The organism is Facklamia sp. 7083-14-GEN3, assembly GCF_024742075.1.
Classification (GTDB): Bacteria; Bacillota; Bacilli; order Lactobacillales; family Aerococcaceae; genus Facklamia.
Map to the genome: position 1 here is coordinate 61,166 of NZ_JANSGD010000003.1, position 23,330 is coordinate 84,495.

Consider the following 23,330-nt stretch of genomic DNA (forward strand, 5'->3'; position numbering starts at 1 on the left):
CTAATACATTTAGAAGCGACAGCTAAGATGAACGGAGAAGATGTAACCGTTGGTTTGCCGTACTCACCGGATGTAAAGATAGGCGATTTAGTTCATTGTGTTAAGGAAGCTAAACGTAGGCATGAAAAAACAATTCCAAGCTAAACTAATCCGATGGATTGCAGAAGACAATCTTATTAGGTTCTATCATTTGTCACAATGGCGTAAGGCTAGAGCGATGCAAATGAAGATAGATAACAACGAATGCCAAGTGTGTAAGGCAGAAGGTAAACACACACCTGCGGAGATGGTTCACCACATCCAACATGTAAGAGATAATCCGATGCTTGTGTTAGTGATAGAGAACTTACTTAGCTTATGTAATGTATGTCATAACAAAGAACACCCAGAGAAATTATTGTTAAACCAAAAGAAATTTACAAATGAAGAACGATGGTAGTCCCCCCTGGTCGATTTGAAATGAGGTTGAATCGGGGAACCAGACAACGGGGAGGGGGGAAGAATACGGAAAAATATTCGCGCACGCGTGAGAGGGGGGACCTCCTTAGTGACACTAAAAACAGGACTTCAAGCCGTACTGTACATATTTTCTCACGAAAAATCAACATTGATATGGAGAGCTTTTGAAAGAATATTTAACAAAAAAAAGAGTGTTAAGAATCTCAAAAATATCATTGAAAGGGTAGAAAAAGAATTACTTCTATTCTTACTAGAATAGGAAAAATACTTTCAAATGAAAACGGGGGTTGGGTGTTTGAAAGTAGGACAATAACCATTGCTTAATGGTAGTGGTTATTTTTTCTTTTTTAATATTTAGTATTATACTAAATTTAAAATAAAATCTTGTCGCTATGTATTTTAATTGGAAGCAGAATTGCAATTAAGTATAAATTTATCAATGGAAGTCTATTATGAAAAAATCAATTTTTTATTATCGAGTATTTTTGTATTGTAGGCTTGTGGGAATTCAAACAATCTTAATGATAATGAAACTACTGAGGAACCGGTTGAAGTAACTACAACCATTGAGATGAAGGATATGGAATCTAAAGCAAAAGAACTCTTTGGAGATGATATTCGTTTTGAAATAAACGAAGAAGTCTCAACTAATGAAATTGCTGAACCTCACACAGAGTATAGAATTACGTTGACGGATTTTTCTATCGCAGAAGCAAACGATCGCATTAATAGTGATCAAAGAACTGAAGAGGATCAAGATAAAATACGTGACCTCCGAGAAAAGACTAAAGAATTAGCACAAGACTTAGACAATAATTTATATGCAATTGTTACTGATTACATTATTGAAGTTGATACAATTTACCTATTGGCATATAGCCAGAAAAATAATGATATTATTCCAATTGAAGAATAAAAAACAGCCACAACTAATCCCTAGCAAGGAATCAATCGTGACTGTTTGATAAATAGAAAAGATTACCTTAAAAGAAATCTTTTCATGTATATTATATCATTTAATGATACAAACTTTCATCTCAATACAAGTTAAAACTTTACTTTTTAGAAGTATACCTATTATATGTAAAGCCGCTATATGTAAATATCGATTCTAAGCTCATTTCAGGATTAATTATGAATGGGTATAGTATGCTAAATGAGGTTAGAAGTTAAAAATTTCCCACTTTCAATATAGAAGTGAAGAATTTTTTGGTAATTAATTTAAAAAATTATTGTTCTGGATTTAACTAAAGTATATACTTTATGCATCATAAATGAGGAGGAAGATGCATGAAGTTCAAAGAAGATGTCAAAGATCTTATTAGACTATGTATCAAATTTCCAAATGACCACAAGAAGTGCCTTAGCGATGAACTATCATTACTTGAAGATATAGATTTAATCGATGAAATATATATTAGCGATTGTTTAAAAGAAATGATCGATGAAGGTAGATTAAAGTCTAAAAATACTTCAATCAATAGAAATACCATTATCTCAATCAAAGATGTTGAATTGTTAAAGAAATAACTATTTTACATTAAGAACATTTGTTCGTATAATTAACCTTAAAGGAAGTGATTATATGGGGGTAGACCGTTCTTACTTAAAGTCCAAAGCAGCAAGGGAGTATCAAGATAGGAAGATGGCCAAGTGGATGGGTTTCTTTTTATCTGAGCATACTGCAACTCTTAATAAAGAGTACAACAATGGTCAAGCAATATACCAAAGACAAAGTTCTCAAGAAAAGATGATGTTGTTGAGCCAAGCGTTTACTCAAAAGTTAGAAATAATATTTACCTACATTGACTCTAAAAAGAAAACTTCATTCATTGAGGGAGTCATTGATATTTTTGAGTTCGATAAAATAGGAGTTAAAGCAGAAGGAGCTTATCTATTTATTGAAATGGATGATTTTATAAGAATAGATCTTAAGAAACGAAATTTTGTTTAATTACTCAATAAAGTTATCGAGTAATAATTTATAAGCGTATGTTATAATATGTATGAATAAAAAAATGAGGAGGGAATACTATGAAATATGAAGAATTGTATGACAGTAGCTTTTTAAGTAATTTTGACGAAGTATACTTAAATGAAATTAAGAACTTAACTTTAGAAATAGAGGACGAAGATTACCAAATCGACTTAATTAAAATTTCTGATATTCTTGGCATAAATATTGAATATAAAATATTCTCTCACTCAGGTATGTACGACCCTTCTGAGAATATTATTTATTTAAATGAGCTTGAGCCAGAGTTCCGACAAAGATTTACTTTAGCACATGAATTAGGACATGCTGTATTGGGCCACAATATTTCATACAGAACAGAGTTGCCGGAATACATTAGTATAATTGAAAAAATGAATGAAACTAATGCAAATAAATTTGCAGCCGAACTCTTATTGCCTAAAAGATTAGTTGTACTTGCTCTGTATCACGCATACGAAATATTAGAATACAATGAAAATGAAGAAGTTTCAGAAAATCAAGTGAATGAAATAGTATACGTTACAGCTAGACTATTAAATGTATCGGAACAATCATTAAGGTTTCGGTTCAATAATCTTTCATTGTTCTCGGAGGCGATATAATTGAAATTCAATCTATATGATGAAGTTGAAACGAGATGTGACAAGATAGATTTATATAATAATTATGAAATAGATATTACATTGTTATTAGAAATCGATAATACAAGTGAATTAAGTAGACCTTATAGAATATCTAAAATCGAGTTTAAATCAGATATTCATGAATCACCACTATATAAAGATTTAGATACATTTATAAAAAAATTAAATGTACAAATCCAAGAAATTAATAATGAAAGTTCGAAGAGTTGGCAGGTGTTTTATTTATACAAAGAAATATTCCAGTTTATACAAAACAAATATAAATTTAATTATTTCAGGGGACAAAGAAAGGATTGGAAATTACTACCCGGTATCCTTAGAAAAGAAACCTCAAGTGAATTCAGGCACGAATTTGAAAGAATATATAAGAAGGTTTCAGAAGATTTTCCAGAAAAAGTAGAATATATTCCTTTCAAAAAAAATATGGAGATTACTTCTTTTAGCGAAAGAGTAAAACAGCTATCAATGTTGCAACATTATGGATTCAACACTAGTTTAATTGATTTGACAGAGAATCCATATATAGCTATGCTTTTCATGATTTCTGGATCAAATAGGGATGAACTGGATGATCCTGTTATAGATTGCTTTTCAATTAACGAAGAACATAAAATGAATAATTTGTTTGTAACTGTTAAAAAGGATAGTAGTAATCAACGAATTATTGCTCAAAAGGGAGCTTTTTTGTGTTTTGATAACTTATCAGATATAGCTGAAAGCTCCATACAAAAAATAAATAGAATACGTATAAAAATAAATATTGAGAATAAAGAAGATGAAATATTTTCTAAGTATGAAGAATTAAAAACAAAAATAACAGAAAATGAAAATGGGTTAAATACTGGCTTTAAAAATCATATGATTAAAAATATCCATATATTTGGTCAAAATCGTAGTGAATTGAATAAAGAATTCAATCGTAAAAGGATGGATGCGTTTAGATATATAAAAACAGAGCTGGGTAGAAAATTGGAAGAATTTCATTATTATGAAAAAGACTTATTTCCAGATTTTGAACAATACATAAAATATACAATGGAGAACTATGAAAATAGTAATAAGCTTCAAGTTTCTGAAACATAACAAAGATTAATTATGAAAGTGTAATTCAATGATTCAAATCACAATCACAGGGCAACGTACTAAGTTAATTTGTGGCTAACTTTCACTAAAATATTAGTTAATTTAGTTAAATGGCTAACTTTTTAGAAAATGTTAGTTAATACTAGATAAATACTTTTACTAAAATGCCGTAAAAGTAATGTTTGGCTAACACTAACAACTCCAGATAAATCAAAAACTAACAAACCAGGTCTTAAGAAAGCTCGTAAAGCTTCCCAATTTTTAAAACGTTATTAGGGAAGTCATTACGAACTTGTTCGCTTATAAATGTGCTATGGGACGGAGATTCCGCAGGAATCGAGTACCAATCATTCTTACATCAATTATTTAAGACACTTTCCTTTGTTGGAAGGTGTCTTTTTTTGTGCTTAAGGGTTTGTGATTTTCGCTAATACGCTTAAGCATATTGTTATGATTGTAAGCGTTTGATATGATAAACAGAGCTTCTGATTTTTGAATAGGTATTCGTAGAATGAGATATCTATTTTAGAGTTATGGACGATGATAAAGGGATAGATTACATTAAATGTGAGGATACCATATGAAAAAAATTTTAAGCAATAAGTTATATTTGAAGCTTCTGATTTCAGATCTTATATCAAATTTTGGCGATACACTATATTTTATCGCTCTAATGACCTATGTGACTGAGATTAAGAATAGTAATTTAGCCATCTCAATCGTAACTGTTTCAGAGAGTCTACCTATTTTATTCACAGTATTTTTTGGTATGATTGCGGATAAAACACTTAATAAAGTGGAGATGATTATCAAAACGTTATGGATACGGGTTATTTTATACCTATTAGTCGCTATAGCCATGAATTTTAGGGCATCCATTATCGTAGTGATAGTTGCTAGTGTGATTAACCTTATTTCAGATACATTGGGGCAGTTTGAAAATGGTCTTTTTTATCCTATTTCCAATCGAATAGTGAAAAAATCAGATAGGGAAGAAACCATGGCATTTAAACAAACAATAACCTCCACTATGAACATTATCAATCAGTCATTAGGGGCGTTTTTAATCACTATTTTTAGTTTTTTCCACTTAGCTATTATAAATTCAATGACCTTTGCTGCTAGTCTTATAATCATGCTCTGCCTAAAAAACCAGATTAATAAATACTACCAAGAAAAAACTTCTTCTGATAAGGTGTCACCCATTGATTTTAGAGCTGCATTTTCTGATATTAGTTCAAACCTTAGACTCGCTATTAAGCATCTATTTAGAATCAATAATATGCGAACGACTCTACTAGTTATCCCAATCCTTAATGGAAGTTTAGCGATCCTGATACCTCTAGTTGTAGTTAATCTTTCTAAAGGAACCGCACTGACTATTATCAATTCTGCCACAACCATTTCATTATTGGGAATTAGTACTGTTTCTGGGGGAATTTTAGGGGGAGCTTTGATTTTAATTAGTAATAAATTTAAGCAACTTTCTATCGCTAGCTTACTACAGATGAATTTATTGACAATTTTGCTTTCATTTATCGCATTTTACTACCAAAATATTTATTTGATAATATTTGGTTCATTTCTTTCAAGTATATTTGTTAGTGCGCTAAATCCCAAAATGGGGGCTATTATATTTAATAATATTGATGAGAAGAAATTAGCCACCACATTTGGAGGTATGGTTACTTACTTTCAGCTTGGTGAAGTCGTATCGCGATTGATGTTTTCTGCATTAGTAATTTATTTATCATATAATTCCATTGCAGTCATTTATATGATCATAATTTTAACAGCCTTCATCTATACTTTTAGTAAAGTTCAAAATCATTAAGAAATATATGGAATAAAGAATTTTTACTTGTATAAAACGAGTGCTACTTTTTGTCAATATTATCCCTATTAGTTTACTTCTAATATCTTTGCTCATCTAATTTAATAATAGTATCTTTTTTTATTTCTCTTCTTAGTTCTTTTAAAAAATCAGAGAATTCTACTCTTGCATCAGCATAAGTGAGGTTAAAAGTTTTTTCTTTTTCAGTCCATTTACTTAAATCTGACAGATTGTGTTGTATGAGTGCTTCCAAGCTGTCAATAGCTTTATAAACCTTTGCTTCAGGCGTTTCCATTTTTTCCATTTCTTGATACAGTTCAAACATTAATTTTGTGTTTTTTGATGGGAAGCTTTTAACCCATTCGTTTAATAGTTCTTTCTCAGATTGATCATCAAACTTAGTTTTGTCAAAGGTTGGTATATCACCGGTAAAGCATTTTTATTCAATTAAATATAAAGTATTTTCAAGAGATGTCTTAATATTATACGACACTATATAACATCAACTATTCTAGACACTTTCTTTGATTGGAAGGTGTTTTTTGTTTTGATCATCTTAATACTATCTCTAAATATTAGATAATGAAGAATTTTAAATGATTTTATAAACTTCCAATTTGTTATTAATATCACGCTGATGCAAAATATAGTTTGCATATGCAAATTATATATGCTATTGTTTTGTTGTGAAGGAGATGATAACTCTGAAAAATATAAAAATAAAAATGGCTAGGTTGGAAAAAAATATGACTCAGCAAGAATTAGCAGATAAAATTGGAATCACAAGACAGACTATTGGATTAATTGAAACTGGAAATTATAACCCCACCATAAAATTATGTTTAAAAATTTGTTATGCATTAAATAAGAGTTTGGATGAATTATTTTGGGAGGATAAGAATAATGAAGAATAATATTTTAGATGAAAGAATTGAATTATCGAAGATAAGCATTAAAGCAAAGGCTTTTGACTTAGTGATTAAATTCTTATTTGTTTCAATGGTTGCAGATCTATTTATCAACAAAGGCTCATGGATTCAAATCATTGATAAATTATCTATTATTTTCTTAATGTTGGCTTATGAAAGGATTGCTAACTTCTATAAGCGGAATTTTATTTCATTGCCTGAGTTACCAACGAGAACGATCAGATTGATTTCAACGATTTTATCGGCAATAGCGATTACTATACCTCTTTCTGTTAAAAATTTCTTGGAATATGGTGAGAAATATTCAGGTGTTTTGGATACCAGATTTATATGGATAGTTATAATATTCTTTATACAATTTTTGATATACTTTGGCGTATTATATTTTTTCCTAATTAAAGAAGATAAGTGGGAAATAATTTAAAGTATAGTCCGTATATGTTTCAACTTCTTTAAGAAAGAAGTTAAGAAAAGGAAAGGGATCTAACTATCAAATCAAAAGAAATGATCATGAAGTATTTAAAAATAAACAATTGGGAAGATGAATTAGAAATTATTGAACTAAAACAGCAAAATTCAGAGTATGAAGGATGCGCATTTATATTTAATGGTAATTTTTATAGAGCAAGAATGGCTAAGCTGACACCAAAGAAAAAAGGTGTATTTGTAGCAGTCTGGCAAAAAGGAATAGATGGTAAAAATGAACCCTATGAAGTGACAGATCCTAATGAAAGACTTTTAATTTGTGTTCAAGATGGGAACTTAAGAGGAATATTTGACTTTCCATCAAATATTCTAGAGAGCAAAGGCATTTATCAATCAAAAAATTCCAAAGGTAAAATGGGATTTAGATTGTATCCAAGTTGGAATCAAGCATTAAATGAAACGGCTCAAAAAAGCCAAAAGTGGCAAAATCAATATTTCACTCAACTTTAAGGCTAATAAGAAGTTACTAATTACAAGATGTCTAAAAACTAAAGGTTATGGGTAAATTTTCACTAATTTAAAAGACCTATAAAAATGCTGGCTTCAAATAAACTATCAATATTAAAGAATCACCTCATCTTCAAAGATGGGGTGATTTAATTTTTTAAAACAAGTCTTGCATTACAAGGTAGTTAAGCATATAATAAATTCGAGCTACTATGTAATACAAGATAGTGAATTCATTCTGTAAAAGGAGGGGTAATTTGTCTTCTACACAAATGTTAAAAGGAGTCATTGACGGATGTATTCTGATGATTATAAAAAATAAAGAAGTATATGGATATGAACTGGCAGAGAAATTATCCGAATATGGTTTTCATTCGATGAGTGAGGGAACGATCTATCCTTTATTAATGCGAATGAAAAGAGAAGGATTAGTATCATCGACATTAAAAAAATCTACTGCAGGTCCCAAAAGAAAATATTATTCTCTGACTGAAAAAGGCGCAGATGAATTGGAGCATTTTATTAAGCGCTGGGAGACCCTTCAAAGTAGCGTTAACAAAGTTTTGAATAGCGAGTCGTACACGGAGAGTGATAAAGGAGATGGAACAAATGGAAAATAAGATTCAACTATCGAAAGAAAGTAAGGAGTTTTTAGAAAATTTAAACGTATACTTAATTTCTAAAGGTAAGGAAACGAATGAGATTGAGGAGATAGTTAATGAGTTAGAAGATCATCTCATGCAAGCTGAAGCCCAAGGGAAGCCGATTGAGCATATCATTGGTGCGTCGCCTAAAGAGTATATGGAGTCAATAGCCAATGAAATGTCAGTGGATTACCGTTCTGCTTTCAAGTATATACTTAGCATTATTTTTGCATCTTATTCTTTCGTCATCTTACCTAATTTGATGAGAGGCGAATTTTCTTTTTCGATTCTAGAGATTATGGGTCACTTAATTATTGCTGGAGCATTTCTTGTGGCAATACTTGCTGCTTTTAGACATATTGTTCCAGCCAAATTATCCGATAAAATAAAGTATCTGGTATTTGCTGGTATTTCATTCGTGACTATAGCTGCCTATGTCGTATTATATTATGTTGATAGAATTGCTCAAACGCCAGTTATAACATTAGGACCGGCTGTCAGCATCATCATTGGTTCTATTATGGTTTTGCTTTTAATTTTATTCTCCATTTGGTCCAAAACAGCGGTTTTACTCGTAACACTTTTATTAATAACTCTACCAGAATACCTCTTGAATCTATCGCCTCTGCCCTACGAGCTAAAGCAAATTTTAACGTTGATTATTATGATAGGAGGATTTGCACTGTATGCTTGGTATGTTTTTAAAAAGGAAGAGAAAAAAACGCCTAGTTTATAAACTAGGCGTTTTAATCATTTTAATCTAAATCAATCGAAACAGGGTAATCAATATTTAAGTCAGGATCTTCTTCGTTTACCAACTTAAGTGTCATTTCTAAATCATCATCTAATTCAGGAACTTCTTCATCTTCTTCTAGGCTTTGAATTTTCAAGATGATTTCACCTTTTGAACCTGATTCAATTTCTTCTGATAAAAAGACCATTTTTTCATCGACTAAATCATCATCGATCGTAACATCTTCTGCCATGACATTCATGGTTTTATCTGTCTTGTTCTCTACTTCAAAGACGAACTCATAATAGTCCCCAAAATTCTCATCATCTTTTTCATTGACTTCGACGTATTTGATGAAGAAGTCTTTGTCATCAGTAATAATAAATTCTTCGTCTTCACCAGTTAACTCTTTCAATTCGTCTAGCTTATCTTTCAGTTCCTCTTTGAGATCTTTAATTTCGATTCTCAACTCTTCAATCTTTTCTTCATCTTGAGCGGAGACAGTCACTCCACCCAGCATCATCATACTTGTCAATAGCACTAAACTTTTCTTCATTAATGACTCCTCCTTATGATTTTAATAGTTTTATTTCTTGTCTATATATTAACCATAACATCACCAAAGACTTGCTTCAAATGAATGGCTTACCTATATTGGCTGTTTAATAAATCTTGGTGAATTTAAGCTGTATTTTGAATCGCAGCTATCTAAAATTTTGTTTTTATAGGAAGGCAATCATGTTCTTTGTGCAATCTTTTTATATTTGCAGACTTCATGGTATCTTATATAAAGTAAAATAAGATACATTTACTCACATCATTAGATGTGAAAGAATGTATCACCACTTTAAAAATAACGAGTATATAATAAATCTAGGGGGTAATTAAATGTTTGGGAACAAAATAAAAAAATTACGAGAAAAAAACAGTTTAACTCAAAAGCAATTGGCAGATAATTTATCCGTTTCAAGAAGTGCTGTTTCTAAATGGGAAACAGATACCAGTTATCCAGATATCGCTACCCTCATCAAAATATCTGAGGACTTTGAAGTAAGCTTAGATTATTTACTTAAGGAGGATGAAGTAATGGTTGATCAATTAAATGAAGAAATGACTAAAGGGAGAATGCTTTTAAAGTGGTATATTGAATTACCTTTATTTGTGATAGCATTTTTTGGCATCACTTTCATTTTGAATCGTCTTTTTGCATTGAAATTTAATATTGTAAGTGAAATTATCTCGGCGCTAATTTTCTATGGAGTCTATAAATGGTTAAATAGAAAAGATTTCTCTAAAGAATAGGGTTAAACCAACATTATTTAATAAAATTTTGCGTCCCAAAAATAGGACAAATTATTTTGCGAAAACTATTAAAAATCTTTGATAGTTTATTGAAACGGGTCCTTCAATTGACTATAATTAATTTACAAATTTAAAATTTTGATCAATTTGTGTTAAGTTGGTTCAATGCCAATGAGAATAATGTTTTCTTATATATGTATGAATATTTTTTCCTTATATCGAAAGAATTGTTCAGTACAAATATTTTATTCAAACAAATTAATCAAGCGAGAATTATAAAAGGAGTAAACAATGGCGGATAAAAAAATGACCTATTCACTAAAAAGAACAATCTGGTTTTTAAGCGTGATTATTTTTGTAAAGATTGTGGATCAATTGATTAAGGGCACTCCCTTTGAATTTTCATGGACATTACTTGCAGTCTATTTATTCTTTTCAGTGGTAGCTGGAATTAGGTGGGAGAAAGCACAAGTTTCAAAAACAAATTAAATAGAATTTTTTAAAATACCCAGCCGTTATAATTGGCTGGGTATTTTAAGCTATAAAAACAATCTTAAAAAGTGTTATTAGATACTTTAAAGGTTTTTTATTGTTTATTTTTTAGTTTTAATATTTTTTGAAGAAAAAACAATAACATTGCTAAATATTATGGACACAGTTGCCCAAAGGAGAAATTTCCAATTGTTTGTCAGTAGAGAGAAAACTAAAAATGTAAAAAATAGTAAAAGGGAAATGATTACCGAAATCTTTTCTTGTTTATTCATAATCCATCCTCCTGAAAGTGCTACGTCATTTGCAAATAAGGACTCTAGGTATTCTTTATTGAGTTCGACCAATTATAGCATACCCTTGATTTTATTGGGTGTTTTCTTCCACCATGATGACAATCTGATTAGATTTTAAGCTATCTGGCAAATCACCATCAATTTTAATTTTTTCTAAATCCTCAAATTCTATCTTCCCATATGTGAAATAGGCGCCTGTTTTTGAGGGTATGTTAAAATCTTCGCTATAATTTGTTTTTTTGATAGTTGATTCATTTGCTAATAGTTTAATATCTTCTAGTTTTTTGAGGTCGTTTTTCTTTGCTAGGATATAAAAGGTGCCAGACATCGGCTCATCCAGTTCATTTTCTTCTCCCAGACGAGTGTATATACGGTGCATTGCTAAAATATCTTCAATAGAGTGATTTTTCCCACCCACTATACTACAACCACAAAGAAAAATAACAGAAATTAAAAGTAATAGCTTCTTTACCATACTTATCAGCCTCCTAATTTTGTTATAAAGACTATCTACAATAGAAAATATCATACCTATTTATGATAAGCTTATGACTTTAGGCTGATTTTTTCAAGATAAATAATTAAAAATAATAAATAAAAAAATCTTATTATTCTTACCCCTAGTCTAGATAATCGCAGAAATTTACGGTATCCTTAGAAGAATGAATTAAATGAGAATGATTTTAAATAGATATTAAATAGGGTGATTAAATGTATAAGAAAATAGCGGCTAGTCTGACAGTTTTTTTAGCTTTTGCTTTGATTATATATATAGCTTACAATGCTAACAATAAGGATGAATCAAAGCTTTCAATAATTGAATTAAGTGCTCGAAAGAATAAATCGCCTGAATCTTATCGCAAAAAACTATTAGAATTATATGAAACTCAACCCATAACTGAAGAAGGAGTGATTGAAGAAAGAGCATTAAAAGATGTCAGTCTCGATGAGTATAATACAAAAATAGAGGATATTTTAACTGAAATAACCGATCAATCTCTCAAAGCATCGATTCAGTCTTTAGCCGCTTTTGATCGTCCTATTCTTGAATTAAATCAAGAAATAAATTCCTTAAAGACCATGTTGGAAAACACTACAGAATATATATCGGGTATCTTAGTTAAAGTCCATAAGATTGATGATAAATTAGCAGCCTTAAATTTATCACGATCATATAAAGATTTAACTAACACCTATCAAAAATGGAGTAAACAAATTCAAGAACAAGCCACACCAGTACCTGATCGGGTATATGGAGATCCGGATTTAGGGAAGTTTTTAAATACTACAACTGACTCAGATGAGCGGAATAACCAAGCAACTTCTTCTCACTTTGTCGTTTTAACTTTTGATGATGGGCCTAATCCTTATACCACTCCTCAAATTCTGGATATACTTAAGGCCCACAATGTAAAAGCAACTTTCTTTGTCTTAGGCCAAAACGCTGAACAGTATCCTGAAATTATCAAACGTATTCATGATGAAGGACATATAGTAGGTAACCATTCCTACAGTCACCGAAATTATACTTTAATCAGTGACGCAGATATTCTATATGAATTGAACCATACCAACGAAATTATTGAAAATGTTACCCATGATCCAGTGAGATACTACCGCATGCCTTATGGCGCAGGTGGCCAACGTGAAATGCAGTTGACTCAGATGACTCCGGTTTTATGGAATGTTGATTCAGAAGATTGGAAGAGTCGTAATGAACAAGCGATTATAAATCGAGTAGTTGCAACCTTATTACCGAGTCCAGTAATCTTAATGCACGACATCTATCAAGAATCAGCTAATTCATTAGGAGCAGTCATTGAAAACGTCCAAGCTAATGGCTATCAGTTCGTGCGAATGGATGAAATGATGTAATTATTTAAAATGCTTTATAATTAAAAATGCCTAACTAGAATTCAAATCTAGTTAGGCATTTTTTGTTTTTTCAAATAGATAGGTTTATTTTTAACGATCGAAGATTATAACTATTCAATCATAATCTATTTATAAAAATAATATGCTATATAAAATGATTAAGTAATATTCGAGTGTTATAATAAATCCATAAAGCGTTTACAAAAAATTTTAGGGAGGTATTTTATGAAGAAGTTTTTCGCAAGCATTGTTGCTATGTTATCAGCAGGGATGCTATTGGCCCAACCAGTAGCTGCCTGTACGGGTGTTTATGTCGGTAAGGATCTAACAGAAGATGGTTCAGTTATTTTCGGCCGAACAGAAGATTTAGAACAAAGCCATAATAAGACTTTTGTTGTGATTGAAGCGACGGAAAATGAAGAAGGCGCCAAGTTAGTGGATGAGTATACCAAGTTTGAATTTGAACTACCAGCCCAATCTTACAAGTATTTTGCTGTGCCAGATACGACTCCTGAGTGGGGCTTATATTATGAAGCCGGTTATAATGAGTATGGTGTAGCCATGGATGCTACCACTACTACTTATACCAATGACGAAGTATTAGCGGTGGACCCTTTAGTTGAAAATGGCCTTTCTGAAGGAATCATGACGACTGTCGTTTTAGGCCACGTAAAAACAGCTCGTGAAGGTGTGGAGTTGTTAGCATCAATTATTGATGAAAAAGGTTCTTCTGAAGGTAATGGTTTAATTATTGCGGATAAGAATGAAACTTGGTATATGGAAATTTTATCTGGACACCAATATGCAGCTATGAAATTACCAGATGATATGTTTGCTGTTTTTCCTAACTCATTCTTCTTAGAAACAGTCGATGTTAATGACAGTGATAATGTCATTGCGTCAGCTGACTTAATCAAAACAGCAGAAGAAGCAGGCACTTACGTAGAAGAAGAAGGTATGATTCGTGTAGCAGATTCTTATGCTGCTGAAATCGATCCAGGTTCTGTATCAAGATATTGGTCTGGTGTAAAAGCCTTAGATCCAGATGCAGAAGTCTCTTTAGATGACACAGAATTCCCATTCTTACACTCGACCGATAAAATAATCACATTGGATCAAGTGATGAGCTTACAACGTAATCGTTTAGAAGATACAGATTATGTTCCAGCTGATAATATTGCTTCAGCAACAGGTGGACAAGTTGAAGAAGCAACTGAAGCCACAGAAGATGAAGAAGTAGAAGTTACCGAGGGCGAAGAAACAGAGGCTATAGAAGGTGAAGAAGCCGAATCCACAGAAGGCGAAGAATCTGAAGTCACAGAAGGTGAAGAAGCCGAAACCACAGAAGGTGAAGAAGCCGAATCCACAGAAGGCGAAGGAGCCGAATCAACAGAAGGTGAAGAAGCCGAAACCACAGAAGGTGAAGAAACCGAAGCCACAGAAGGTGAAGAAACTGAAGAACCACAAATGCCAGAAAATGCTTTATATCCAATTGGTAATAAAAACACCATGGAGGCACATATCTTCCAAATTTATGAAGATATGCCAGACCAAGTACCTGGAATTATGTGGTTAGCGATGGGCTCACCTACCGTTTCTCCTTACTTACCATACTTTGGTAATATCAATGATACAATTTCAGCTTATCAGGTTGAAACGAATGAATATGACCCAGAATCATTCTACTGGGCTGTAGACAATTTATTAGCTGCCATGTTAGCAGATGAAGAGTTCTTGAAACCAGAAATTAGAGAAAAAATCTTAGCCATTGAAAAAGCTGGTAAAGATAAATATGAAGAATTGCGACAAGAATTAATCACCATGTACGCTGAAGATCCTGAAGCAGCTGCAGAGTGGATTACTGAACAGACCATGCAATTAGCTCAAGATGCTTTTGATCAGATCAAAGATATTGAAGCAGAATATACTAAATAAATAATAAAAGAATTTTGATACTCAATGCGAAATTGTCCTCGAAAGTTTGCTTTAATCAGACTTTTGAGGACATTTTTATAGATATCTTGTAAGAAAGGGAATAAAATATGGATCGCTATCAAGCTGTGGAAGAAAAATTAAAGGAATTAGGAATCTCATTCCAAATAGTAGATCACGAACCTGCTTTAACTACTGAGCAAGCTGACGCTTTTATTGAAGGGATAGAGGGAGTTCGGACTAAAACAATGTTTTTAACGAATAGGAAAAAGACAGAATTTTATCTCTTAATCATGAACGATCAAAAACAATTAGATATGGACCAGTTGAAAGAATTAATCCATGCTAATAAAGTTCGCATGGCTTCAGCAGAATCTTTAAAAGAAAAAATGCAATTATCTTCTGGTGTGGTTTCGCCATTTGGTTTGTTGTTTAATGAGGAGAAGGATATTAAAGTTTATTTTGATTATGAAATTATGGGCCAAGACCGTATGAGCTTCCATCCCAATACTAATGAGAAGACTATTTTTATCGAGACACAGGATTTGCTGAAATTTATTGAAGCGATTGGGTTTGAATATGAGATTCTAAAGTTCTAGATCAAAAAGGTCCAGCGAAAGAATAATTGATGAGTAACTTTAGCGTCGGGGTTGATTTGAAGATTGATTCTATCATTTTAGATAGTCTAATCTAAAAAAATCTATATATTTTTTATCTTAAATTTTTATTGTAAAGGGTTATAAATTAAACACAATCAATATATAATTGAAATAATAAATGTTAACCTTTAAAAATTTATTAGGAGTGAGTAAGGATGAAATTTGGGAATGTGAGAGTCAGAGTATTCAAGCTTATTTTTGCAGTATTGTTGTTATTGAATTTATCTTCTATTCAATTAAATGTTCATGCTGAGGAACAAGTTGTGAGTATTCAAGGAACTGAGATTAAGTTGCCTGAGGACTATGAAAAAGTTAGAGAAGAAGATCCACTGATTTTCCAAAAAAACAATGCCTTCTTAATGATACTTATTTCTGATATTAAAGAGAGCGAACCTGAAATTGAAGATATTAATGATGATATTAAGAATAATGTTTTTGAGGGTTTTGAAGAGTCAGCAGAAGAAAATAATATTAAATTATTTTGGAAAAACACTATAGCTAATAAAGACTCCAGCTTAAATGGAACCCTGTATAATGCAACAATGTATATAAATTCTGAAGAAAATTTATCGGTATTTAATCTATATTTTGATGAAACAAAAAGTATTAGCCTAATAGTGTTTGGACTTGAAGATGAAATAGAAGACATTGAGGAAGTGGCTAAAGAAGTCTATGAGTTAAACGGCTTTGAAGTGGATGAAAAACTTATTCGTTCAGAAGAAGATGCGTTGAAAGAAGAAAATTCTTATATCAAGAATTCTGCTGAAGGTAAATTTAAAGAGAGCGATTATGAATATGCGTATGTTCAAGACTTTCCACACGGAGAATATGAAATATATTATTTGTTTAATACAAAAGAAAAAACAGTGACCAGTTTCATGACTGACGAACCAACTTCTATCTCTATTGCAGAATACACAGGAGATTTTAATAACGGGGTTAAATTTGAACTAGATGGGCTTCCTATGTCAGGGCATTTTAACTATTGGGACAGTCCAGCAAAGTTTGTAATTTATGAAAATGGCATAAAATTAGACAAGCTTAATCCTTATCCTGTTGGTATTTTGGTGGATATGTTAAATAGATATAATTAGTCAATGAAGTACAATTTAAGTAAGAAAATCACTATGGCTTGAAAAATCTTTAATCTCTATATTAGCTATTATACTAATGCTAATGATTTATTGAATTTTGTAGAAATAAGTTTGTTTTGCAATCAATATAAAATAGCTGGAGGACCCTACTGATGAAATATCTTAAACTCCTTTTAATTATATTAGGCATATTAGCCATAACAGTAATAATAATGAATTATTTACCTTCTAAATTGCGTACTACTTATCAAAAAAATCAGCAAGAACACTTCTTTAGTCACAAGGAGGAAAATCAAGCACCTTTCACTCTTGCTGACTTAGCCGGATTTCCCCAACCAATCGTGAACTATATTCAAAAAATGGGTTATCTAGGTAAAGCTAGGATGAACGGCATGCAGCTGTTCTTTAAAGAAGCTGATTTTTATTTAGACCAAGAAAAACCCAAAATGACGATTGACTATTATGTCACTGAAAGCAGCCTTAACCCTAAAAGAATAGCCTATATTGATAGCCAACTCTACTTTTTAAAATTTAATGGTTATGATGTTTTCTTAAATCAACAGTCAAGGATGCAAGGAGAGTTATTGAATCAAATCAACCTTTTTAAGCAAGAAGGTGAAGACTTAAGAAAAGGAGGGCTATTGACCTATCTTTCGGAAGTTTTCTTAATGCCTAGTGCAATTTTTAATGAAGCTATTAGCTTTAAAGAGCTTGACAGTGAAAGAGTTTTAGCGACCATTTCTATAGATGGTTATGACCTACAAGGTGTATTTGAATTTAACCAAGAAGGAGAAATGGTTCGCTTTACGACCGATCAAAGACCTCACGTCGAGGCAGATGGTAAGGTTCACCAGCGGACTTGGGTGGCAGAATGCCTTGATTATCAAGTTAATAACCAAGGTGTTAAAATACCGACACGCTTTGTCGCTAGTTGGATGATTGATGGTAAAAAGTTTGACTATTTTGATGGAAAAATCTCTGAAATTCAATATTATTAATAGCTTCTTTTTTGATAGGCTCAATATGAGAATAATAATTAAGTTGAGTAAAAGGAGTGTATCCATGGAAATAAGAATACTGAAAGAAGCAGATATGCAAGCAGTTATGACCATGAAAGAGGCTATTCAGGCGGATAAAGAAGCTTTAAAATTATATTCGGAAGGAAAAACAGATATCCCCTTGAGAAGTAATATTGATGTAGAAGCATTTGAGGGACAAAACTTGTACATGCCAGGCCTAGCTGGTTCGGCTGCAGGCATTAAAATTGTCTCCGTCTATCCAAATAATATTCAAAAAGGTATTACTTCTGTGCCGGCGACTATGGTTATGTTAAATGAAGAGACAGGAGAAGTCTCAGCTTTAATGGATGGTACCTATCTAACAAGGTTACGAACCGGAGCTGTGGTAGGAGCAGCGACCGATCTCTTAGCTAATAAAGAGGCTTCAGTCTTTGCTTTGTTTGGGACAGGAGGACAGGCCCAGCATCAATTGGAGGCCATTTTGACAGTGCGTCCCATTAAAGAGGTGCGTGTCTTTGACATTGATCAAGAGCGTGCGAGTGAGTTTGCACAAAAAATGATGGATTTATTCGCTGAGAAGTTTGATGTGAAAATTGTAGCAGTTGCTTCACCTAAGGAAGCCGTCAAGGATGCTGATATTATTACCACGGTAACGACAGCCAAAACTCCTGTTTTTGATAGTGAAGACCTTAAAAAAGGGGTACACATTAATGGCGTAGGATCTTACACACCTGAAATGCAAGAACTGCCAGCAGAAATTTTCGCTAAAGCGGGTAAAATTTATTTAGATACCGAAGACGGTGTTTTGAATGAGTCGGGGGACTTAATTAACCCACTTAAAGAGGGAATTATCCAGAAAGAAGATATTACTGGTGAATTGGGTCAACTAGTGGCAGCTAAGACAGCTGGCCGTCAATCGGAAGATGAACTGACTATCTTTAAGACAACAGGCTCTGCCGTTCTAGATATTGTCGTTGGCAAAGCAATCTATAAAAAGGCTATTGAAATAAATAAAGGACAAGTCATTGAGATGTAAAGCTGAGAGCTTTTTATCATATTTTTAAGAGGATAGTCAACGTATAGGCTTCTATTTTTATAGTTAGAATGTAACAGATAAAGCATACGAAAAAAGACCCCAATTATTTTATCAATGGAAGAAAGCTATCAAGTGATATAAATAATTAGGGATGTTATATATTGGTGACTCCATCAATTTTTAACGGTGTTCTGCATAATATTGAATGGCATCACAGGCATATTGAGCGGTGCCTGGTCCAAACTGATCTATGTTTTGAGTGAAGCGTTGATCAGCCACGTAACCTTTGCCGATAGCCGCAAAGACACTTAAGGAACAATCGAACGAATAGGTGTTGATTATTTCATATAAGACGTGAATCTGTGCCTGCACTTGACTATCCTTAAAAGGAACATTATTTTTCAAATGGTCAGCAAGTGATTGAAAGACTGTGTTCATCTGTGAAACCATTTCTTCTTCATGTCCTTGCATCCGTTGAAAGGAGTTCTCAATTACTTTTTCTCCAAATTTTTCAGCCGCCTCTTGTTTAAAACAGGCAGAATTCTCCCAATTAAACCCTTTAAATTTATCTTCACTTGACATGTGTAATTCTCCTTTCTGAACCTTAATGGTTTTTTCAAGCGTGTCTATTATTGTAAGCAGCTTGTTTTTTTCTTCTTTTAACGAAGTGAGTTGTTGTTCTAAAATAACAATTGAAGGCATACCTAAGGCTAAAAATTCTTTGATTTTGGACAACTTAAACCCAAGAAATTTATAGGAAAGAATGATTTGAAGTCGTTCTAAATCTTTATCGTCATAAGATCGATACCCTTTGTCATTTTTATTAGGGATTAATAAACCTATCTCATCGTAATAATGGAGCGTACGTACAGAAACTCCGGATATTTCCGCCACCTCTTTGATTGAATACATAAACAACCTCCTTACACTTTCTACTTTAAGGGATGACGTTAGGTGAGAGTCAAGTAATTTCTTGAAATATTTTTAAATAAGATGTCATTCTGATTTTGTATAAAAAAAGAAAAGATGGGTAATGGGAAATTAAATTGATATAATAAACAAGTAAAATTATTACGAAAGTAGGCCTCTAAATGAATCTACCAGCCATTAATTTTGAGGAATTGAATTTCTTTACTATTCTTTTTCGGTCGATCTTAGCGATGTTAATCAGTGGGATGATTGGTTTTGAACGGGGGTTAAAGAATCACCCAGCTGGAATGCGAACCTATATTTTAGTTTGCGTGACTTCAGCCATGGTCATGATGACCAACCAGTTTGCGGCTGAATTTTTTGAAGGCGCTGATCCGACTCGGATGGGGTCTCAAGTCGTTAGTGGGATCGGTTTCTTAGGTGCCGGTATGATTTTAGTTACTAATCGTGACAAAATCAAAGGCTTAACCACGGCTGCTGGTTTATGGTCTTCTGCTTGTATTGGCTTAGCTATTGGGATTGGCTTTTATGAAGTAGCGATTGTGGTAGGAATTATATTATTAATTACCCTCACCGTTCTTCAAAGGGTTGAAAGTTCTTTAAGGAAAAAGGCGCCTTGGACAACCGTTTTCATTCAAGCTAAGGATGTTGAAAGTTTTAATGAGGTTCTTCATTTTATCGAAGCCTCATTAATTAATATTTCCTTCATCAAACCGTTAGCAAACAACAGTAACCAATTAGACTATTTAGTGCGTATGGTGATACCGAATGAAGTGAATATAGAAAAGTTTTTTAAAGAAATAAATCAAGTTTCTGGTATTCGTGTCTACGAATCAGAAGATGAATATAATTAAAAAGAATAAAAAGCTAGCTCACGGTTATTTCATGAGCTAGCTTTTTATTAATAATTTTTATTTAGCTTGATTAAGTGTTCTTAAACTATTGAGAACTGCGAGAATTGTCACTCCAACATCGGCTACAATGGCCATCCACATGGATGAATAACCGAATGTGGCAAGGACTAAGAAGAGAACCTTCACACCGAGTGCGAATAAAATATTCTGTTGGGCAATGTGTAAAGTTTTTTGAGCAATTTTTATCGCGCGAGGAAGTTTAGCTAAGGAATCATTCATAATGACAATATCTGCTGATTCAATGGCGGCATCAGACCCCATAGCTCCCATGGCAATGCCAATATCTGCCCGGGCAAGGGCAGGGGCGTCGTTGATACCATCTCCTATAAAGGCAACTTTGGAAGCTTTATTATTGGGAGCTGATTGTTGAACATTGGTTAAAATGGTTTCTAACTCGGTCATTTTCTCTTGAGGGAGTAAGTTACCCTTGGCTTGGTCAATGCCTACTAGATCAGCGATTTCATCAACAGTTGCTTGATTATCACCTGAAAGTAATATCGTAGATGAGATACCTAATTGATGTAATTCTTTTAAGGCAGATTTTGAATCGGTCTTCATTTGGTCTTTAATTAAGACATAGCCTTGGTATTCTTGATCGATACTGAGATAGACAACAGTGGCTGCTGTTTTTAATGAAGGAACCGAAATCTGATGTTGATCCATCAAATCCTTATTACCTGTTAAGAGAGACTGACCATCTACAACCCCTTTTAATCCTTTACCGCTAATTGTTTCCACGCTTTGAACACGCTTAGGATCTAGCGATTGACCGTAAGCTTCTTGAATAGAAAGGGCAATTGGATGATGCGATTGGCTTTCTAAGTGGGCCAATTTTTCTAGAAATTGACCTTTGCTTAAATACAAAGTATGGACTTGATCGATAGCAAAATTTCCTTGAGTAATGGTTCCTGTTTTATCTAAGACCAATATTTTAACTTTGGTTAGGGTTTCAAGGAAGTTGCCTCCCTTGATCATAATTCCTTCGCGAGCAGCCGCTCCAATCCCACCATAAAAACTCATTGGAACAGAAATAACTAAGGCACATGGACAGGAAATCACTAAGAATTGTAAAGCACGGTAAAAACTGTTAGACCATGTAATCCCATTGAAAAAGAAAGGAGGTAAAATAGCTAGCAAAACGGCTAAGCCCACTACAATGGGGGTGTATATACGAGAAAAGCGTGTAATAAACTTCTCAGTGGCTGCTTTTTTCGAGGAGGCGTTTTCGACTAAATCTATAATTTGACTGACTGTCGAATGTTGGAAAGTCTTAGTAACTTTAACAGTTAGCTGCGAACTTAAGTTAATCGATCCTGAATAAATAGTGTCGTCTACTGTTAGAGTTTGGGGCAGTGATTCGCCGGTGATGGCCGAATGATCTACTTGAGAGTGTCCGTCAATAATTTGACCATCTAAAGGGACCTTATCACCAACAGCCACTACAAATTCTTGACCTTCTAATAAGTTTCGTGGATCGACTTTGCTTAAAGAACCATCGCTTTGTTTAACACGAGCGAAGTCTGGACGGATAGCCATTAAGGATTGAATAGACTGACGCGATTGTTCCACTGCTCGGTCTTGGAACCATTCGCCAATCGAATAAAATAACATGACAGCAACAGCTTCTGGATATTCACCGATGGCAAAAGCACCTAGAGTGGCGATGGTCATCAAGAAGTTTTCTTCTAACCAATCTTTATTTTTAATCTTATTCCAGGTCGTTTTAAGTACTTCTTGGCCGATGAATAGGTAAGTTAAGGCAAAGTAAGTGACTAAAAGCCATTGCGAAGATATTGAGTTGGTTAATAAGAATCCGAACAAAAAGAGGGGAATCGTAATCAGAATGCGCCAACCTTCTTGGTCGATAACTTTTTTATCACTATTACTGGATGCAAGCTCGGGTCTTTGATAACCATCCATATCAAAGAGCGGAATCAAGGCAACTCCCTCTTCAATCTCTTGAACAATTTTTTCCCAACTGTTCACTAGAGGAGGATTGACTTCTTGATCGGTTTCGATGGTTAATTGTCCTTGAGCAAAATTTACAATGGCTTCAACATTATCCAAATGATTTAATCGTGTTTCAATTTTTTGGGCACAATTCGCACAATTTAAGTCTTGCATTTTAAATTTATAGCTCATGCTTCAAGCTCCTTTCCTTCAGCGGCATGTTCTAAAGCATTCTTATAGAGTATGCTCACGTGATCATCAGCAATGGAATAATAAACCACTCGTCCCTCTTTGCGCTTTTTAACTAGATTTAGTTTGAAAAGATAGGCTAATTGGTGAGAGGTAGCTGATTTAGACATACCAATCAGATGGCCTAAGTCACATACGCATAACTCAGTTTGTAATAAAAACCATAATATTTTTGCGCGAGTCGGTTCTGCTAAGGCTTTAAAAAGTTTAACCAACGTTTCAAATTGATCGGCATTAAGTGGGGTTTTTTGTGCGTTTTGAATAGCTTCAGGATGGATCGCATTTTCTTGGCAAGTATCCATTAAAAAACCTACTTTCTTTATTTAAATG

28 protein-coding genes are annotated in these 23,330 nt (G+C 33.1%); 21 read left to right on the top strand and 7 right to left on the bottom strand.

All coding sequences use genetic code 11. From position 1 onward, the window contains the following. The first annotated feature begins 121 nt into the window (after positions 1 to 121). The 7 genes from NW240_RS06380 to NW240_RS06410 all read left to right on the top strand — a co-directional run bounded on the left by NW240_RS06380 (position 122) and on the right by NW240_RS06410 (position 6,016). Positions 122 to 439 (top strand): HNH endonuclease signature motif containing protein, encoded by a 318-nt coding sequence (locus NW240_RS06380; protein WP_258436674.1) that lies wholly within the window; start codon positions 122 to 124, stop codon positions 437 to 439. A 600-nt stretch (positions 440 to 1,039) separates the two neighbouring features. Continuing rightward, a complete protein-coding gene (locus tag NW240_RS06385; RefSeq protein WP_258436675.1) occupies positions 1,040 to 1,375 on the top strand; it encodes a hypothetical protein in 336 nt (111 codons plus the stop codon). A 374-nt stretch (positions 1,376 to 1,749) separates the two neighbouring features. After that, positions 1,750 to 1,989, top strand: a complete 240-nt coding sequence (locus NW240_RS06390; protein WP_258436676.1) for a hypothetical protein — start codon at positions 1,750 to 1,752, stop codon at positions 1,987 to 1,989. Positions 1,990 to 2,044: 55 nt separating this feature from the next. Next, on the top strand, positions 2,045 to 2,413 hold the full coding sequence (locus tag NW240_RS06395; protein WP_258436677.1) for a hypothetical protein: 369 nt from the start codon (positions 2,045 to 2,047) through the stop codon (positions 2,411 to 2,413). An 80-nt stretch (positions 2,414 to 2,493) separates the two neighbouring features. Beyond that, positions 2,494 to 3,057 carry an ImmA/IrrE family metallo-endopeptidase gene (locus NW240_RS06400; RefSeq protein ID WP_258436678.1) on the top strand — a complete coding sequence of 188 codons (564 nt, stop codon included), beginning with the start codon at positions 2,494 to 2,496 and terminating at the stop codon, positions 3,055 to 3,057. Next, positions 3,058 to 4,182: an FRG domain-containing protein gene (locus NW240_RS06405; protein ID WP_258436679.1), complete on the top strand. Its 1,125-nt coding sequence runs from the start codon at positions 3,058 to 3,060 to the stop codon at positions 4,180 to 4,182. A gap of 580 nt (positions 4,183 to 4,762) precedes the next feature. Continuing rightward, positions 4,763 to 6,016: an MFS transporter gene (locus NW240_RS06410; protein WP_258436680.1), complete on the top strand. Its 1,254-nt coding sequence runs from the start codon at positions 4,763 to 4,765 to the stop codon at positions 6,014 to 6,016. Positions 6,017 to 6,095: 79 nt separating this feature from the next. On the opposite strand, the gene NW240_RS06415 is transcribed toward NW240_RS06410, so the two are convergent. After that, entirely contained in the window at positions 6,096 to 6,437 is a 342-nt protein-coding gene (locus NW240_RS06415; RefSeq protein WP_258436915.1) for an HD domain-containing protein, read from the bottom strand. A gap of 283 nt (positions 6,438 to 6,720) precedes the next feature. Here NW240_RS06415 and NW240_RS06420 point away from each other — a divergent pair, with 283 nt between their 5' ends. The 5 genes from NW240_RS06420 to NW240_RS06440 all read left to right on the top strand — a co-directional run bounded on the left by NW240_RS06420 (position 6,721) and on the right by NW240_RS06440 (position 9,258). Then, positions 6,721 to 6,930 carry a helix-turn-helix transcriptional regulator gene (locus NW240_RS06420; RefSeq protein WP_396134600.1) on the top strand — a complete coding sequence of 70 codons (210 nt, stop codon included), beginning with the start codon at positions 6,721 to 6,723 and terminating at the stop codon, positions 6,928 to 6,930. Continuing rightward, entirely contained in the window at positions 6,920 to 7,369 is a 450-nt protein-coding gene (locus tag NW240_RS06425; RefSeq protein WP_258436681.1) for a DUF6773 family protein, read from the top strand. The genes NW240_RS06420 and NW240_RS06425 overlap by 11 nt, the downstream gene beginning before the upstream one ends. Positions 7,370 to 7,455: 86 nt before the next feature. Next, on the top strand, positions 7,456 to 7,881 hold the full coding sequence (locus tag NW240_RS06430; protein ID WP_258436682.1) for a MepB family protein: 426 nt from the start codon (positions 7,456 to 7,458) through the stop codon (positions 7,879 to 7,881). A 254-nt stretch (positions 7,882 to 8,135) separates the two neighbouring features. Further along, positions 8,136 to 8,498, top strand: coding sequence for a PadR family transcriptional regulator (locus tag NW240_RS06435; RefSeq protein WP_258436683.1), 363 nt, complete (start codon positions 8,136 to 8,138; stop codon positions 8,496 to 8,498). Next, the gene (locus NW240_RS06440; RefSeq protein WP_258436685.1) at positions 8,488 to 9,258 is read left to right on the top strand and encodes a DUF1129 family protein; all 771 of its coding nucleotides are present in this window, start codon (positions 8,488 to 8,490) and stop codon (positions 9,256 to 9,258) included. The genes NW240_RS06435 and NW240_RS06440 overlap by 11 nt, the downstream gene beginning before the upstream one ends. Positions 9,259 to 9,277: 19 nt before the next feature. Here the strand turns inward: NW240_RS06440 and NW240_RS06445 are convergent, their stop codons facing one another. Continuing rightward, positions 9,278 to 9,811, bottom strand: a complete 534-nt coding sequence (locus NW240_RS06445; RefSeq protein ID WP_258436686.1) for a hypothetical protein — start codon at positions 9,809 to 9,811, stop codon at positions 9,278 to 9,280. Between the two features lie 332 nt (positions 9,812 to 10,143). Here NW240_RS06445 and NW240_RS06450 point away from each other — a divergent pair, with 332 nt between their 5' ends. Both NW240_RS06450 and NW240_RS06455 read left to right on the top strand, forming a co-directional pair. After that, positions 10,144 to 10,557: a helix-turn-helix domain-containing protein gene (locus tag NW240_RS06450; RefSeq protein ID WP_258436687.1), complete on the top strand. Its 414-nt coding sequence runs from the start codon at positions 10,144 to 10,146 to the stop codon at positions 10,555 to 10,557. Positions 10,558 to 10,848: 291 nt separating this feature from the next. Then, positions 10,849 to 11,046 carry a hypothetical protein gene (locus NW240_RS06455; protein ID WP_258436689.1) on the top strand — a complete coding sequence of 66 codons (198 nt, stop codon included), beginning with the start codon at positions 10,849 to 10,851 and terminating at the stop codon, positions 11,044 to 11,046. A 104-nt stretch (positions 11,047 to 11,150) separates the two neighbouring features. On the opposite strand, the gene NW240_RS06460 is transcribed toward NW240_RS06455, so the two are convergent. Together NW240_RS06460 and NW240_RS06465 are read right to left on the bottom strand one after the other, a co-directional pair. Then, entirely contained in the window at positions 11,151 to 11,321 is a 171-nt protein-coding gene (locus tag NW240_RS06460) for a hypothetical protein (protein ID WP_258436690.1), read from the bottom strand. A 91-nt stretch (positions 11,322 to 11,412) separates the two neighbouring features. Then, a complete protein-coding gene (locus tag NW240_RS06465; protein WP_258436691.1) occupies positions 11,413 to 11,817 on the bottom strand; it encodes a hypothetical protein in 405 nt (134 codons plus the stop codon). A gap of 236 nt (positions 11,818 to 12,053) precedes the next feature. Between NW240_RS06465 and NW240_RS06470 the strand changes: the two genes are divergently transcribed. The 6 genes from NW240_RS06470 (at position 12,054) to NW240_RS06495 (ending at position 18,957) form a co-directional block, all read left to right on the top strand. After that, positions 12,054 to 13,217, top strand: coding sequence for a polysaccharide deacetylase family protein (locus tag NW240_RS06470; protein ID WP_258436692.1), 1,164 nt, complete (start codon positions 12,054 to 12,056; stop codon positions 13,215 to 13,217). 225 nt (positions 13,218 to 13,442) lie between these two features. Next, entirely contained in the window at positions 13,443 to 15,152 is a 1,710-nt protein-coding gene (locus tag NW240_RS06475; RefSeq protein WP_258436693.1) for a C69 family dipeptidase, read from the top strand. A 107-nt stretch (positions 15,153 to 15,259) separates the two neighbouring features. After that, positions 15,260 to 15,748: a prolyl-tRNA synthetase associated domain-containing protein gene (locus tag NW240_RS06480; protein ID WP_258436694.1), complete on the top strand. Its 489-nt coding sequence runs from the start codon at positions 15,260 to 15,262 to the stop codon at positions 15,746 to 15,748. A 215-nt stretch (positions 15,749 to 15,963) separates the two neighbouring features. Further along, on the top strand, positions 15,964 to 16,902 hold the full coding sequence (locus NW240_RS06485; RefSeq protein ID WP_258436695.1) for a hypothetical protein: 939 nt from the start codon (positions 15,964 to 15,966) through the stop codon (positions 16,900 to 16,902). Between the two features lie 152 nt (positions 16,903 to 17,054). After that, positions 17,055 to 17,900, top strand: a complete 846-nt coding sequence (locus tag NW240_RS06490; protein WP_258436697.1) for a DUF6544 family protein — start codon at positions 17,055 to 17,057, stop codon at positions 17,898 to 17,900. 70 nt (positions 17,901 to 17,970) lie between these two features. Beyond that, positions 17,971 to 18,957: an ornithine cyclodeaminase family protein gene (locus NW240_RS06495; protein WP_258436918.1), complete on the top strand. Its 987-nt coding sequence runs from the start codon at positions 17,971 to 17,973 to the stop codon at positions 18,955 to 18,957. 180 nt (positions 18,958 to 19,137) lie between these two features. Here NW240_RS06495 and NW240_RS06500 read toward each other — a convergent pair whose 3' ends face one another. Next, positions 19,138 to 19,869: a MerR family transcriptional regulator gene (locus tag NW240_RS06500; protein WP_258436698.1), complete on the bottom strand. Its 732-nt coding sequence runs from the start codon at positions 19,867 to 19,869 to the stop codon at positions 19,138 to 19,140. A 179-nt stretch (positions 19,870 to 20,048) separates the two neighbouring features. On the opposite strand from NW240_RS06500, the gene NW240_RS06505 reads away from it, so the two are divergent. Beyond that, positions 20,049 to 20,741: an MgtC/SapB family protein gene (locus NW240_RS06505; protein ID WP_258436699.1), complete on the top strand. Its 693-nt coding sequence runs from the start codon at positions 20,049 to 20,051 to the stop codon at positions 20,739 to 20,741. A 57-nt stretch (positions 20,742 to 20,798) separates the two neighbouring features. Here NW240_RS06505 and NW240_RS06510 read toward each other — a convergent pair whose 3' ends face one another. Next, positions 20,799 to 22,943 carry a heavy metal translocating P-type ATPase gene (locus tag NW240_RS06510; protein WP_258436700.1) on the bottom strand — a complete coding sequence of 715 codons (2,145 nt, stop codon included), beginning with the start codon at positions 22,941 to 22,943 and terminating at the stop codon, positions 20,799 to 20,801. Beyond that, entirely contained in the window at positions 22,940 to 23,302 is a 363-nt protein-coding gene (locus NW240_RS06515) for a metalloregulator ArsR/SmtB family transcription factor (protein ID WP_258436701.1), read from the bottom strand. The genes NW240_RS06510 and NW240_RS06515 overlap by 4 nt, the downstream gene beginning before the upstream one ends. Positions 23,303 to 23,330 lie beyond the last annotated feature (28 nt).